Below are 14,799 nucleotides of genomic sequence, written 5' to 3'. Positions count from 1 at the left end.
CGTGTCGACGTAGCCTGTCCGGATGTTCCAGGTGAAAAGGCCCAGATAGAGGAAAAGGACGATGAGCAGGCCGATCGCGATCCGCTGGGGAGAAGGTTTAATCTATCGTGACCTCTTTTAGCACGTCCAGGTTGTCCAGGGCCCGGCCGGACCCGAGGACAACCGTCGAAAGGGGATCCTCGACGACGGTGATGGGCAGCGAGGTCTCCTCGCGAAGGAGCTGGTCAAGGCCGCGCAGAAGCGCGCCGCCGCCGGTCAGCACGATGCCCCGGTCCACGATGTCCGCGGCCAGTTCCGGGGGCGTCTGCTCGAGGGCGATGCGCACCGCCTGCACGATGCTCTCCACCTGCTCGGATATGGATTTCTGCACTTCCTCGGCACTGATGGTGATGTTTTGCGGAATGCCGGTCACGAGGTCGCGGCCCTTGACCTCCATCTCGCCGTGGCTGGTGGAGTGGTGGGCGGAGCCGACCTGGATCTTGATCTGCTCGGCCGTGGATTCGCCGATCAGCATGTTGTACTTGCGCTTGACGTACTGCATGATGGCTTCGTCCATCTTGTCGCCGCCGACGCGCACGGACTTGGAATAGACGACGCCCGAAAGGGAGATGACGGCCACTTCGGTGGTGCCGCCGCCGATGTCCACCACCATGTTGGAGGTGGGCTCGGTGATGGGCAGGTTGGCGCCGATGGCCGCGGCCATGGGCTCCTCGATCAGGTAGACCTCGCGCGCCCCGGCGCTCTGGGCCGATTCCTTGACCGCGCGCTTCTCCACCTGGGTGATGCCGGTCGGCACGCAGATGATGATGCGCGGCCGCACCAGCCGCCTGGAGTTGTGCACCTTGGAGATGAAGTGCCGCAGCATGGCCTCGGTCACCTCGAAGTCGGCGATGACGCCGTCCTTCATGGGCCGGATGGCCACGATGTTGCCCGGGGTACGGCCCAGCATCCGTTTGGCCTCGAGGCCGACGGAGAGGACCTTGTTGCCGCCCCTGGGGTCCTTTTTGACCGCCACCACCGACGGCTCGGACAGGACGATGCCCTTGCCCTTGACGAACACCAGGGTGTTGGCCGTCCCCAGGTCGATGGCCAGATCGTTGGAGAACAGGCCTAAAATCTTATCCAAAATCCTGGACATATCGCCTCGCTTGCCGCAAACTCGGCTCTCGTGATCTCGCAAACGCGTTGTGTTTGCCGATTCGCACCCGGTTGTCAACGGTTGATTTTCGACTCCCCCGCCCGCCATGTCCCAGCGCTACAATACCCTTTCCCAGGCCTTTCGGTCGCTTTTTGGCCGCCGGGCAAAAAAAATATCGCTCGATGCGGGAAGCGCCTGCCCCAACCGCGACGGCACGCGTGCCCTTGGCGGATGTCTCTTCTGTAACGCAGCCGGGTCGGGAACGGGATTGCACCATAAGGGGTTCGGGCTCCGGGCGCAATGGGATGCCGGCACCGTCTCCGCCCGGGGCCGGGGCGAAGCCCTGCTCGCCTATCTCCAGTCCTTTTCCAATACCTACGGCCCGGCTTCGCGGCTTCAGGCCCTCGTGGACGAGGCGGCGGCCCTGCCGGACGTGGCCGGACTTTCGCTCGGCACCCGGCCGGACTGCCTGGACGCGGAAAAAATCGCCCTCCTGGCCGGGGCCCCGCTCGGCCACGTCCGCCTGGAGCTGGGCCTGCAATCGGCCAACGACGCGACGCTGGCCCGAATCAACCGGGGCCACGACGCGGCCGCCTTTGCCCGGGCCGCGACCGCGGCCGCCGGGGCGGGCCTGTGGGTCACGGCCCACCTCATGGCCGGCCTGCCCGGCGAATCGGTGGCCGATTTCCTGGCCACGGTCGATTTCCTCAACACCCTGCCCGTCCGGGGGGTCAAATTCCACAACACCCTGGTCGTCGCCGGCTCGGGCCTGGCCGCCCTGTACACGGCCGGCGGGTACGAACCCATGTCCCGGCCGGACTATCTCGACGCCGTTGTCCAGGGCTTGGCCCGACTGCGGCCGGATCTGGTGGTCGAGCGCCTCAATGCCGATCCCGCGCCCGGCGAACTCCTCGCCCCGGCCTGGGCCGCGGACAAGCAGGCCCTTCTGCGCGACATCCGGGACCGCCTCGAAACCGACGACATCCGGCAAGGCGGTCGCTATGCCGGTCCCGCCGTCCGAATCTGACACCCTTTGGCCGGATGGCAACCCGTCCCAAAATATCGTAAGAAGCCCTGCACCCCACCCCGCCCCCATCGAGGGGGTCCGGGGCAAAGCCCCGGCCGCCGGAGGCATCTTCATGACGACCAGCACCGAAACATGCGTGGCCGGGCGGGTGGCTTTGGAGGTTGTCTGGGAAGCCGGCGAGGTCGTGTCGCTCCGGCTCGCCTGGGCCGAGGACCGGATGCCTTCCCTGGCGACCGACGCCGGCAAGGCCTTGCAGGCGGCCCTGGCCCGGTACGTGGCCGGTGAGCCGCCCGCGTGGCCGGAACTGCCCCTCTGCTTCGAGGGCGTGACGCCCTTTGCCCGGCGGGTGCTTACCGAACTGGCCGCCGTGCCCTACGGCCAGAAGGTCAGCTACGGCTGGCTGGCGGCCCGGGCCGGCAGTCCCAGGGCGGCCCGGGCCGTGGGCCGGGTCATGGGCGGCAACCGGTTTCCGCTCGTCATCCCCTGCCACCGGGTGGTCGCCGCAAACGGCCTCGGCGGCTTCGGCCCGGGACCGGAGATGAAGAAGTATTTGCTCGCCTGCGAGGGCGCGCTGGAAGAATAAAGACGAAGATGCCTCCGGCGGCCGGGGCTTTGCCCCGGACCCCACCGGGGGGGATCATCCCCCCCGGCCCCCCGGACAGGGGGAGGCAGGAAGGACGGGAAGATATGTTTACCGGACTGGTGATGGGACTGGGGCGGGTCATGGCCGTGGAAGCGCGCGGCGACGAGACGCGGTTTCGCGTGAAGGCCCTGTTTGACCTGGACAGGATCGTGCTCGGGGAATCCATTGCCGTAAACGGCGTCTGCCTGACCGTGGAAACGGCCGGGGAACGCGAGTTCACGGCCTATGCTTCGGCCGAGACGCTTGCCGCCTCGGGCCTGGGGAAGTTGAAGCCAGGAAGCCAGGTCAACCTGGAACGGGCCCTTGCCCTTGGCGACCGCCTGGGCGGCCATCTGGTTTCCGGCCACGTGGACTGCATCGCCACGGTCGAGTCGGTCACGCCCCTGGGCCAGTCGGTCCGCTACAAGGTGGCGTTCCCCGAGGACTTCTCGGTCTTCGTCGTGCCCAAGGGCTCGGTGGCCCTCGACGGCATCAGCCTGACCGTCAACGACTGCGGCGCCGGGTTTCTGACCGTCAACATCATCCCCTCCACCCAGGGCGCCACCACCATTTCCACCTGGAAGCCCGGCACGGCCGTCAACATGGAGACGGACATGCTCGGCAAGTATGTTTTGCGGATGCTCGGCCCCTGGCAAGAAGCCAAGGGGAAGAAGGAATCAAAAATTTCGGAAACGTTTTTGCGGGACCACGGGTTTTAACTGTCATATCTTTAACTATTCAAAAGTGCTTTTTTAGGAGTCTAACATATGTTTGAAACAATATTAGAAAAAGCAGCTTGGCCACTAGCTCTTATCTTAATTTCAATTACTTTTTTTTGTCTTTTTTTTAAGCCTCTAAGCCAATTACTAACTCGAGGATTAACATTAAAGAACAAAGACTGGGAAGCAAATTTGGGGCAACAGCAGTCGGAGAATGAAATTACGAAAGCAGCTCAAAACGAACCCCTCATTCGTGAAAATAAAATTACTGCATTGCCAGATATATATAACAGTACCCACATAGAATACCTAGTAAGCATACTTAAGAATGATGAGCAAACCAGAAGCATGGACAATGAATCACTAACTAGTTTCTTATACCGAAAGCTGGCGCTGACGACAGAACTTTATCACTTTGAAAGAATTTACAATACAATTTTCGGAAGTCAAATAACAATACTAAACAGACTTAACCAAAACAATGATGGAATAAGCACACAATTAACCAAAGAATATTATGAAAATTATGTACAACAACAATTCAAAGACGTTTTTGAAAACTACAGCTTTGAAAAATATATTGGGTTTATGATTGGAAATAATTTAATATTTCAAGATGGTGATGTTTTTAAGATCACTCAATTTGGTATAGATTTTTTGATCTTAATGATACAGCAAAGCAAAACAGACAACCGTCCCTTTTAAAATATCATGATATTTTTAATTCTACTCATATACCACTAATCATTCTCCAGAAATCTTCAACCCTACTACCGAAACTGCTCCGGTCGGCGAAAATCCGCCTCCCTTGCCTTGCCTTCTGCCGTCGCGTACACTATTTCCCCCTTGGACCCGGCCCGGCCGGGTCTTTGGTCTTTTCCACCAGGGCCGGCCACCACACCGACGCCGCCCCGAATGAGGTACACCCACATGCGCATCAGCCCCATCGAGGAAGCCATCGAGGAAATCCGCGCCGGACGGATGGTCATCCTCGTCGACGACGAAGACCGCGAAAACGAGGGCGACCTCACCGTCGCCGCTGAAAAGGTCACCCCCGAGCTCATCAATTTCATGGCCACCCACGGCCGGGGCCTGATCTGCCTGTCGCTCGCCCCGCATCTGGTCGATCAGCTCGGCCTGCCCATGATGACGGCCGACAACAAGTCCCCCTTCGGCACCGGCTTCACCGTGTCCATCGAGGCCAAGGTCGGCGTCTCCACCGGCATCTCGGCCTTTGACCGGGCCACCACCATCCTGGCCGCCGTGGCCGAGGGCGCGACCCCCGACGACCTCGTCACCCCGGGCCACATCTTTCCCCTGCGCGCCAAGGAAGGCGGCGTCCTCGACCGCGCCGGCCAGACCGAAGGCTCGGTGGACCTGGCCCGCCTGGCCGGCATGAAGCCCGCCGCCGTCATCTGCGAGATCATGCGCGAGGACGGCAACATGGCCCGAATGCCCGATCTGGTCGCCTTTGCCGAACAGCACAATATCAAGATCGCCACCGTGGCCGACCTCATCCGCTACCGCATGAAGTTCGGCCATCTGGCCGTGACCAAGGTCTCCGAGGCCGGGCTGCCCACGGCCTTCGGCACCTTCCGGGCCGTGGCCTTCACGGCCAGCGAGGACCACAAGACCCACATCGCCCTGGTCAAGGGCGACATCCATCCCGACCAGCCGGTCCTTGTGCGCGTACACAGCGAATGCCTGACCGGTGACGTGTTCGGGTCCTTGCGCTGCGACTGCGGCAACCAGCTCCACGAGGCCATGCGCATGATCGAGGAGGAAGGCCGGGGCGTCATCCTCTACATGCGCCAGGAAGGCCGGGGGATTGGGCTGGCCAACAAGATCAAGGCCTACGCCCTCCAGGAGCAGGGCCTCGACACCGTGGAAGCCAACCTGCGCCTGGGGTTCAAGCCGGACCTGCGCGAATACGGCACCGGGGCCCAGATCCTGGTGGCCCTTGGCGTGTCCAAGATGCGCCTTATGACCAACAATCCCAAGAAGATCGTCGGCCTCGAAGGCTACGGCCTGGAAGTGGTCGAGCGGGTGCCCATCGAGACCTGCCCCTGCGCGGAAAACACCTGCTACCTGACCACCAAGCGCGACCGCATGGGCCATCTGCTCCACCTGCCGGACCCGGACAAGACCGCCAAGCCGGCCGAGTAGGCGGGAAGGACGGGAGGGAGGCGGAGGAATGCCTCCGGCGGCCAAAGGGCTTGGCCCTTTGGAAACCCTGGCCAGGGTGACGCGCCGGGCGAGGCCGTTTGTCGTACGAACCTGGAAGTGAAACACGGACGGAAAGCCGTCCGGGAGAAACGTCATGATGCACGTCAATACCATCGAAGGGCAGCTCGACGCCAAGGGACTCAAATTCGCCCTGGTCGCCGGCCGTTTTAACGATTTCATCACCGAGCGCCTCGTCGGCGGGGCCGTGGACTACTTGACCCGTCACGGCGCGGACCGGGCCGACCTGACGCTCGTGCGCGTGCCCGGGGCCTTCGAGATCCCGCTGGCCGCCAAGAAACTGGCCCACTCCGGCAACTATGCCGGCGTCATCTGCCTCGGCGCCGTCATCCGGGGCGCCACCCCGCACTTCGACTTCGTGGCCAACGAGTGTGTCAAGGGCCTGGCCCATGTCATGCTCGAATCGAACGTGCCGGTCGGCTTTGGCGTCCTCACCGTGGACACCCTGGAGCAGGCCATCGAACGGGCCGGTTCCAAGGCCGGCAACAAGGGCGTCGAAGCCGCGGCCGCCGTCCTCGAGATGGTCCGCGTTCTGGAGCAACTCTAACCCCATGCCGGCCGTCGCAAAGAGCATCATGCCCGAATCAGAAGACAAAAAGCCCGTCGCCTCCCGCCGCAAGGCCCGCAAGCAGGCCTTCGAGTGCCTCTATGGCCTCATTTTCGAGTCCGCCGCCGACGAGCGTTCCCTGCGCCGCGTCTTCGCCCGTTGTCCCCACGACGTGATGGAAGGCGAGGACGGCGCGGGCCAGGCCTTTGCCTGGGAGCTGGTCCAGGGCGTGTGGCAAAACCAGCGCGAACTCGACGCCCTGATCGTCAAGTTCTCCAAAAACTGGAAGCTTTCCCGCATCGCCAAGGTGGAGCTGACCATCCTGCGCCTGGCCCTGTACGAAATCCTCCACCGGTCGGACATCCCGCTGCGCGTGGCCCTGAACGAAGCCATCGAGCTGGCCAAGCGCTACGGCGACGAGAACTCCCGCAACTTCATAAACGGCATCCTCGACGCCGTGGCCAAGGCCGTTGACTCAGGCGAGTTCGAGATCCACAAGGACCTGTAACACCTCCGTGCGCTGACCGCGTTTCCTGCCGCCACGGAACCCTTTTCGCCAAGGAGCGTTTTCCCATGACCAAGTACGTGCCCGAGGACGTCGAGAAAAAATGGCAGACCCTCTGGGAAGAAGGCGGCCACTTCCGCGTGGAGGCCGACCCGTCCCGGCCCAAGTACTACGTCCTTGAGATGTTCCCCTATCCCTCGGGCCGCATCCACATGGGACACGTGCGCAACTACTCCATCGGCGACGTGGTGGCCCGGTTCAAGCGCATGGAAGGCAACAACGTGCTCCACCCCATGGGCTGGGACGCCTTCGGCATGCCGGCGGAAAACGCGGCCATAAAGCACAAGCTCCACCCGGCTTCCTGGACCATCTCCAACATCGACTCCATGCGCACGCAATTAAAGCGCCTGGGCTACTCCTACGACTGGCGGCGCGAGATCGCCACCTGCCACCCCGGCTACTACGTCCACGAGCAGCGCTTTTTCCTCAAATTCCTGGAAAAGGGCCTCGTCTACCGCAAGCACTCGCCCCAGAACTGGTGCGAGACCTGCGGCACGGTCCTGGCCAACGAGCAGGTCATCGACGGCTGCTGCTGGCGCTGCGACCAGCCCGTGGTCCAGAAGGACCTGGAGCAGTGGTTTTTGCGCATCACGGACTACGCCGAAGAACTCTTGGCCGACCTGGACAAGCTTACCGGCGGCTGGCCCGAACGCGTTCTCACCATGCAGCGCAACTGGATCGGCCGGTCCGTCGGCGCCGAGCTGACCTTTCCCCTGGCCGAGCCGGTCGAGGGCGCCGATGCGATCACGGTCTTCACCACCCGGCCGGACACCCTTTTCGGCGCCACCTTCATGAGCCTGGCCGCCGAGCATCCGCTGGTCCCGAAACTCATCGCCGGCAAGCCGCAGGCCACGGCGGTCAACGCCTTTGTCGAGACCGTGCGCAACATGGACCGCATCGTGCGTTCGGCCGAGGACCTGGAAAAAGAGGGCGTCTTTACCGGTGCGTACTGCATCAATCCGGCCACGGGCAAACAGATTCCCATCTATGTGGCCAACTTCGTCTTGATGGGCTACGGCACCGGCGCGGTCATGGCCGTCCCGGCCCACGACCAGCGCGACTTCGAGTTCGCCCGCAAGTACGACCTGCCCATGCAGGTCGTCATTTCGCCCGAGGACCGGACCCTCGATCCGGCGGCCATGGAGGCGGCCTATTCGGAGCCCGGCCTGCTCGTCGATTCCGGCGACTTCACGGGCCTGCCGAACGAAGAGGCCAAGGGCAAAATTATCGACTGGCTCGACGGGTCCGGGCGCGGCAAAAAAAGCGTCAACTACCGCCTTCGCGACTGGAACATCTCGCGCCAGCGCTACTGGGGCGCGCCCATTCCGGTCCTTTACTGCGAGACCTGCGGCATCGTGCCGGTCCCGGAAAAAGACCTGCCGGTGGAGTTGCCGCGCGATCTGGCCATGCGCCCGGACGGCCGCTCGCCCCTGCCCCACTCGCCGGAGTTCGTGAACGCCACCTGCCCGACCTGCGGCGGCCCGGCCCGGCGCGAGACGGACACGCTGGACACCTTTTTCGAATCCTCCTGGTATTTCGCCCGCTACGCCTCGGCCCGGGAAGCCGGCCGACCGTTTAACCCGGACGAGGTCGGCTACTGGCTGCCGGTGGACCAGTATATCGGCGGCATCGAGCACGCCATCCTGCATCTGCTCTACTCGCGCTTTTTCGTCAAAGCCCTGCGCGACTGCGGCTATCTCGCCTTTGACGAGCCGTTTCAAAACCTGCTGACCCAGGGCATGGTCATCAAGGACGGCTCGAAAATGAGCAAGTCCAAGGGCAACGTGGTGGACCCGGACCTCATGATCGGCCGCTACGGGGCCGACACGGTCCGCGTGTTCATCCTTTTCGCCGCGCCGCCGGAAAAGGACCTGGAGTGGAGCGATACGGGCATCGAGGGCGCGTCCCGGTTCCTTTCGCGCCTGTGGCGGCTGGTGACCGAGGAGCTTGGCGGGCTCCTCATGCCTGTCGCGGCCTGCGCCCCGGCCGGGGAACTCGGCATCGACGGCCTGCCGCCGGTCTTTGCCGAGCTGCGCCGCCGCGAGCACGCCACGGCCGCCAAGGCCGGGGCGGACATCCGGGAGCGGTTCCAGTTCAACACGGCCATCGCCGCCGCCATGGAACTGGTCAATTTCCTCTACGCCAATGTCGACGCCCTGCGCGCCGAGCCCAAGGGGGCCAAGGCCGTGTCCTCGGCCGTGGCCACCCTGCTGACGGTCCTCTCGCCCATCGCCCCGCACATCTGCGAAGAGTTGTGGCAGCAGATCGGCCACGCAAAGCTGCTTCTAAACGAGCCCTGGCCGCGGCACGACCCGGCCGCCCTGGTCACCGACGAGGTGGAAGTGGTGGTCCAAGTCAACGGCAAGCTGCGTGGCAAGCTCACCGTCCCCCGCGACGCCGACAAGGCGGCCCTGGAACAGGCCGCCCTGGCCGACGCCAACGTGGCCAAGCACATCGAAGGCAAGACGGTCCGGAAAGTGATCGTCGTGCCGGGCAAGCTGGTCAACGTGGTGGTCGGGTAGCGACGAGGACGAAGAGGAAGATGCCTCCGGCGGCCGGGGGGGATCATCCCCCCCGGACCCCCTGGCCTGTTTTTCAGAAGGCGGCGGTATTCTTGCGCCGGGAGGACGTTCGTCCTTCCGGCCTTTTCGTTCGTGGCGGCAGGCACGACGGCCGGCTCATCCCTTCCCCTCTTCCCGGCATAGCCCGGCGGCCACGCTCCCCGCTTCCGACAGGGGCTTTCGCGGCGGCGGGACCGGCGCGAACCGCCGCCGCGGCGGCGCGCCGGTGAGGACCGCGTAAAGCCCTGGCGCGGCCTTGGCCAGCAGGCGGCCGAGGCCGTAGAGCAGGAGGATGGCCGCCAATCCGACAACGGGGTAGGCGATGAGTTGCGCGGCCGTGCCCGTCGGCCGCCACAGGCCCATAAGCCGCGATTGCAGGACCGACACGGTCGGCTCGTGGGTCAGGAAGATGAAGAAACTGAGGGCCGCCATGGCCTGCAAGGCCCGGCTCCCCTTCACCCAACCCTGGCGCGACAGGCACCAGAACCCGGCCACGCCGACGATCTGGTAGGCCTTTTTGACCGCCGCCAGCTGGTAGGCGTCGAGCCCCAGCCACGGCGAGGCCCCGACCAGGACGCTCCCGGCCAGGAAAAGCGGCAACACATATTTGTCCCACCCGGCCGTGTCCCGGAGATTCACTCCCCTTCGGGCCAGAAAGCCGCCCGCGTAGAAGGCGAAGGCGAACCCGCCGAGCGAGTACTCGCCGGCCGGCTCCCCGACCAGCCACAGCAGGAGGAGTCCCACCAGCCCGGCCACCGGCAGCCGCCGGTAGAAGACCAGAAAGACCGGCGTGAGGACAAAAACGAGGAGCAGGTCGCGCAGGAACCACAGCGGGTAGTTGAGCGGCGGGGTGCCGAGGCCGAAAAGCTTGGCCACGATGCCGGCCTCAAGCAGATACGACCGCGAGCCGAAAAGCGCGATGCTGCCGACCGCCAGCAACCAGACGATCCAGACGGCGTTGAAAATCAGGAAAGGGATGCCAATGGCCACGAATTTCCGGCGCAGGAGGGCCAGGTAGGCCGTGGCCGAGCATTCGAGCTTTCGCAGGAGCAGGAAACCGGCGATGGCGAAGAAAAGCGGCACCGCCACGCAGTCCAGGCCCCGGTTGACCAACGTCAGGCCGAATTCCACGCCGGGATTGGCGAACGGCACGTCCGAACCGATCCAGCGGCCGCCGTGGCAGACCACGATCAGGCCGATCAAAACGGCGCGCAGGACATCGATGCGGGCCGAGACATCGGGATCGATGGGGCCGTCCACCGGCGGAAGCCGGTCGGCGGCCTGGGGCGGAAAAAGAGGCAAGGGCGCTCCGGCGGGAAGGTTGTCGGGCGGGCGGACCTCGCGAAGACGAAGCGGCCGTATCCGGGTGCTCCCTTGCCCGTCGCCGGGAAGAAAGGGATGGTTACAGGCGGGAAAAAGGCCGATGGCGGCGCCGCTCGCCCATGGCCCGCGCCGGGTCCGGCGCCGAAGCGGAAACGCGGGGGCCGGCAGGCCCCGCCCCCGCGTTCACAGGGCCAAAGACAGGACGAGTCAGCCTTTCGGGGCCTCCCGGGGCGTATAGTCGCAAAGGGGCTCCGGGGCCATGTAGCCGCCGGACATGGTCTGGGCCCGGGCCCGGCAGCCGCCGCAGACGCGGTGGTATTCGCACACGCCGCACTTGCCCTGGTACTCGTCCTTGTTGCGAAACTGGAGAAACTGGGGCGAGGTGCGCCAGATCTCGGGGAACGGCTTGTCGCGGACATTGCCGCAGTCGAGGTCCAGGTAGCCGCAGGGCTGGACCTGGCCCACGGCCGAGATGAAGCAGAAGCCCGTGCCGCCGAGGCAGCCGCGCGTCATGGCGTCCATGCCAAAGGTGTCGGGCGTCACGGCCACGCCCTCGGCCTTGGCCCGCTGGCGCATGATCCGATAGTAGTGCGGGGCGCAGGTGGCTTTGAGGTGCATGCTGGTGGTCTTGCGGAAGTCGTAGAACCAGTTGAGCACTTCCTCGTATTCCTTGGCCGTGATGATCTCGGCCCCGAGGTCGGCGGCCCGGCCGGTCGGCACAAGCAGGAAGATGTGCCAGGCGGCCGCGCCGAGCCTGTCGGCCAGCTGGAAGATTTCCTTGAAGTTCCCCATGTTGTGCTTGGTGACCGTGGTGTTGATCTGGAACTCCACGCCCGCCGATTTCAGGAACTCGATGCCGCGCAAAGCCCCCTCGAAGGCCCCGGGCACACCCCGAAACGCGTCGTGGTCCCTGGCGTTTGGCGCGTCGATGGAGATGGAGCACCGGGCGATGCCGGACGCCTTGATTTCCCGGGCGTTCTCGGCCGTCACGAGGGTGCCGTTGGGGGCCATGACGCAGCGCAGGTCCTTGCTCCCGGCGTGACGGACCAGTTCGAAGATGTCCGGGCGCAGGAGCGGCTCGCCGCCGGTGAAGATGATGATGGGGCTGCCGGTCTCCGGGAAGGTGTCGATCAGCGCCTTGGCTTCCGTGGTGTCGAACTCGCCCGGCCAGGGGTCGAGGCAGGCCTCGGCCCGGCAGTGCTTGCAGGCCAGGTTGCAGGCCCGGGTCACCTCCCAGGCGACAAGACGCAGGGGCGGCATGCCGCCGGGCCCGCCGTGGGGATGGCCGCCCGGCTGGCCGCCGGGATGGCCGGAAGGATGGCCGCCGGCCTGGGGATGGCCGGGGCCCTTGCCGTGTGGATGCTGCATATCCTGTGCGGACCCCGGGCAAGGCTGCCCGACGGTCCTCTCCTTGGTCTGGATTTGGCGCGAAGCCGTGCCTCGCGGCGGTCCGTCAGATATAATGGTTTGCCCGGGCGAGGCAAGACGCGAGGGAGAAGGGAGAATGCTTCCGGCGGCCGGGAGGGGTGCCCCCTCCCGGACCCACCCGGCCGGTTCCCCCCCCGCGCCGCGCAAAAAGGAGGACCGGCCATTCAGCCCGTCCCCCTTTCAGGGGGTCCGGGGGGGCTGGAAAATCCCCCCCGGCCGCCGGAGGCATCTTCGCGTCTTCCCTACAACCAGTCCAGCACCTCTTCCGCGAAATACGTGATGATCATGTCCGCGCCGGCGCGCTTGATGCCGGTCAGCGCCTCCAGGATGGAGCGCTGGCGGTCGAGCCAGCCGTTATTGATGGCGGCCATGAGCATGGCGTATTCGCCGCTCACCTGGTAGGCGGCGATGGGGGTGTCGAAGGTGTCGCGCAGGAGCCGGATGACGTCGAGATAGGGCATGGCCGGCTTGACCATGAGGATGTCCGCGCCCTCGGCGAAGTCGGCCGCCGCCTCGCGCAGGCCCTCGCGCACGTTGGCCGGGTCCATCTGGTAGCCCTTGCGGTCGCCGAAGGCCGGGGCGCTGTCGGCCGCCTCGCGAAAGGGGCCGTAGAAGGCCGAGGCGTATTTGACGGCATAGGACATGATGGGGATGTGGGAGAAGCCGGCGCCGTCCAGGGCGCCCCGGATGGCCGCCACCCGGCCGTCCATCATGTCGGACGGGGCGATGATGTCGGCCCCGGCCCGGGCCTGGCTGACGGCGGTCTTGGCGAGCAGGTCCAGGGTGGGGTCGTTTTGGACCTCGCCGTGGCCGTCGAGCAGGCCGCAGTGGCCGTGGCTGGTGTATTCGCACAGGCAGACGTCGGTGACCACGACCAGATCGGGGTAGGTTTCCTTGAGGCGCATCACCGCCCGCTGGACAATGCCGTCGTCGGCATAGGCCCCTGTGCCGGCCGGGTCCTTCTTCTCGGGCAGGCCGAAAAGGATGGCTGCCGTAAGGCCCTTGTCCATGGCCGCCCCGACCCGGGCCACGAGCCGGTCCACGGAAAACTGGGACTGGCCGGGCATGGACGGGATGGGTTTCTCGAAGTTCCGGTCTCCGCTCTCGACTACGAAATAGCCCTGGATGAGGTCGGCGGGACGCAGTTCGGTCTCGCGGACCATTCCGCGCAGGGCGGACGTGCGGCGCAACCGGCGGCCGCGATGAAAATCACCGATGGACACGGGCAAACCTCGCTTGGCTTGGGTTTGGTCAGTTTTTGCGGACAGGGAAAAAGGCGCTGACGATGTCGCCGACCTGGGACAGGCCGGCCGCCGCCACTTCGGGCAGGCGCTCCGGGGCGAGGCCAAGGGAATCCCAGGCCGCCGCGTCCAGGGTCGAGACGATGGAGGAGGCCGGCGGGGAATGCCCCAGGGCCACGGCCATGATGTCGGCCACATGCAGGATGGCCGGCTCGATGTCGCCCGGGCAGGCCTCGGGCTTGTGGTGGCAGGAGATGGTGGCCACCAGGGCCTCGGGGAATTTCCAGGCGCGCAGGAGCAGGCCGCCGATGAGCGGATGGGCGAAGCCCATGACCTCGTTTTCGGCGTCGTAGAGCGGCATCTGGTTGGCCTTGGCGTAGTAGATGGCTTCCACGGCCGCGTGGGGCAGCTTTTTGAAAAGGATCAGCCGGCCGATGTCGTGGAGGATGCCGGACACGAACAGCCGCTCGCCGCCGTTTTTGCCCGTGGCCGCGCCGAGCAGCCGGGCAAAGACGCCGACGGCCACGGAATGCTCCCAGAACGTGCGCATGTTGATCAGTTCCGGGGGGATGTCCTTGAAGGCGTTGATGGCCGAGATGCCAAGGGCCAGGGTGGAGACTTCCTGGCCGCCAAGCACCATGACGGCCCGGGAAATGGAGTCGATGCGGTGGGGCAGGCCGTAGAAGGGGCTGTTGACGAGCTTGAGGAGCTTGGCCGTCAGGCTCGTGTCCTTGCTGATGACGTCGGCCACCTGGACCGGGGTGCTGACCGGAGAGTCGAGGACCTGCCTGATCTTGAAATAGATGTCCGGAAAGGAGGCGAGCTTGACCTCGCTTTCCACCAGATCGGCCGCGCCGCCCTCTTCCTTGAAAAAGAGGTCGCCCATGGATTCGGCCCGGGGGCTCGGAAGGCTGTCGGCCGGCAGGGGGGCGCCCGCGGCCAGGGACCGGGCCAGGTCCATGACGGCCGCCTCGTAGAGGGCGGCCATGGCCGGATGGGCGAGGTCGTTGACCACGAACCGGCGGCCCACGTGGGCGGCGCTCTGCTCGACAAGGGCGGGATCGATGGCCGCGTCGGCCTCGGCCTCCGCGTCCCCGGGCCCGGCCACGTCGGCTCCGGCCACGCCCCGGCGGCGCAGGCTCGCGATATGGCTCTCGCCAAGGACCATGCCCTTGGGCAACAGCATCTGGCCGTCGGCTCCCAGAAGGTCCGACGCCAGGGTCATGCCCGGTTCCAGGGCGTCCAAGGGTAACCTGCCCACGGCTTGTCCCTCCGCGCGCGATCCCTCAAACAGGCCGCGCCGCTTACTCTCGTTCTATTCCTTTTCCAAGGCCGGGGTCAACAGCCGCTTCCAAGCCCAGGGTCAACACCCGATCGAACGCTT

13 protein-coding genes are annotated in these 14,799 nt (G+C 65.2%); 8 read left to right on the top strand and 5 right to left on the bottom strand.

All coding sequences use genetic code 11. The annotated features are described in order from the left end of the window. Window positions 1–97 precede the first annotated feature (97 nt). On the bottom strand, window positions 98–1,138 hold the full coding sequence (locus tag DFW101_RS13460) for a rod shape-determining protein (protein ID WP_009182074.1): 1,041 nt from the start codon (window positions 1,136–1,138) through the stop codon (window positions 98–100). Between the two features lie 106 nt (window positions 1,139–1,244). Between DFW101_RS13460 and mnmL the strand changes: the two genes are divergently transcribed. The 8 genes from mnmL to leuS all read left to right on the top strand — a co-directional run bounded on the left by mnmL (window position 1,245) and on the right by leuS (window position 9,384). Then, complete coding sequence (mnmL, locus tag DFW101_RS13455) at window positions 1,245–2,165, top strand: tRNA modification radical SAM protein MnmL/YtqA (protein WP_009182073.1); 921 nt, start codon at window positions 1,245–1,247, stop codon at window positions 2,163–2,165. Between the two features lie 112 nt (window positions 2,166–2,277). Then, entirely contained in the window at window positions 2,278–2,748 is a 471-nt protein-coding gene (locus DFW101_RS13450; protein WP_009182072.1) for a methylated-DNA--[protein]-cysteine S-methyltransferase, read from the top strand. Between the two features lie 104 nt (window positions 2,749–2,852). After that, on the top strand, window positions 2,853–3,506 hold the full coding sequence (locus DFW101_RS13445) for a riboflavin synthase (protein ID WP_009182071.1): 654 nt from the start codon (window positions 2,853–2,855) through the stop codon (window positions 3,504–3,506). 48 nt (window positions 3,507–3,554) lie between these two features. Further along, on the top strand, window positions 3,555–4,211 hold the full coding sequence (locus DFW101_RS19530) for a helix-turn-helix domain-containing protein (RefSeq protein WP_009182070.1): 657 nt from the start codon (window positions 3,555–3,557) through the stop codon (window positions 4,209–4,211). A gap of 225 nt (window positions 4,212–4,436) precedes the next feature. After that, window positions 4,437–5,672 carry a bifunctional 3,4-dihydroxy-2-butanone-4-phosphate synthase/GTP cyclohydrolase II gene (locus tag DFW101_RS13440; protein WP_009182069.1) on the top strand — a complete coding sequence of 412 codons (1,236 nt, stop codon included), beginning with the start codon at window positions 4,437–4,439 and terminating at the stop codon, window positions 5,670–5,672. 154 nt (window positions 5,673–5,826) lie between these two features. Then, entirely contained in the window at window positions 5,827–6,297 is a 471-nt protein-coding gene (ribH, locus tag DFW101_RS13435; protein WP_009106763.1) for a 6,7-dimethyl-8-ribityllumazine synthase, read from the top strand. Between the two features lie 28 nt (window positions 6,298–6,325). Beyond that, a complete protein-coding gene (gene nusB / locus DFW101_RS13430; RefSeq protein WP_043643368.1) occupies window positions 6,326–6,805 on the top strand; it encodes a transcription antitermination factor NusB in 480 nt (159 codons plus the stop codon). Window positions 6,806–6,870: 65 nt separating this feature from the next. After that, window positions 6,871–9,384, top strand: coding sequence for a leucine--tRNA ligase (gene leuS / locus DFW101_RS13425; protein WP_009182067.1), 2,514 nt, complete (start codon window positions 6,871–6,873; stop codon window positions 9,382–9,384). Window positions 9,385–9,540: 156 nt separating this feature from the next. Here the strand turns inward: leuS and DFW101_RS13420 are convergent, their stop codons facing one another. The 4 genes from DFW101_RS13420 to DFW101_RS13405 form a co-directional block, all read right to left on the bottom strand. Then, window positions 9,541–10,725 carry an acyltransferase family protein gene (locus DFW101_RS13420; RefSeq protein WP_009182066.1) on the bottom strand — a complete coding sequence of 395 codons (1,185 nt, stop codon included), beginning with the start codon at window positions 10,723–10,725 and terminating at the stop codon, window positions 9,541–9,543. 228 nt (window positions 10,726–10,953) lie between these two features. After that, window positions 10,954–12,114: a heme b synthase gene (gene ahbD / locus DFW101_RS13415; protein ID WP_009182065.1), complete on the bottom strand. Its 1,161-nt coding sequence runs from the start codon at window positions 12,112–12,114 to the stop codon at window positions 10,954–10,956. A 302-nt stretch (window positions 12,115–12,416) separates the two neighbouring features. Further along, window positions 12,417–13,397 (bottom strand): porphobilinogen synthase, encoded by a 981-nt coding sequence (hemB, locus tag DFW101_RS13410; protein WP_009182064.1) that lies wholly within the window; start codon window positions 13,395–13,397, stop codon window positions 12,417–12,419. Between the two features lie 28 nt (window positions 13,398–13,425). Continuing rightward, window positions 13,426–14,676, bottom strand: a complete 1,251-nt coding sequence (locus tag DFW101_RS13405; RefSeq protein WP_009182063.1) for an HDOD domain-containing protein — start codon at window positions 14,674–14,676, stop codon at window positions 13,426–13,428. Between the last annotated feature and the right edge of the window lie 123 nt (window positions 14,677–14,799).

Origin of the sequence: Solidesulfovibrio carbinoliphilus subsp. oakridgensis, assembly GCF_000177215.2 — a bacterium.
GTDB classification, from domain to species: domain Bacteria; phylum Desulfobacterota; class Desulfovibrionia; order Desulfovibrionales; family Desulfovibrionaceae; genus Solidesulfovibrio; species Solidesulfovibrio carbinoliphilus.
The sequence above is the reverse complement of the archived record's forward strand: the minus strand, read 5'-3'. Positions and strand labels throughout refer to the sequence as shown.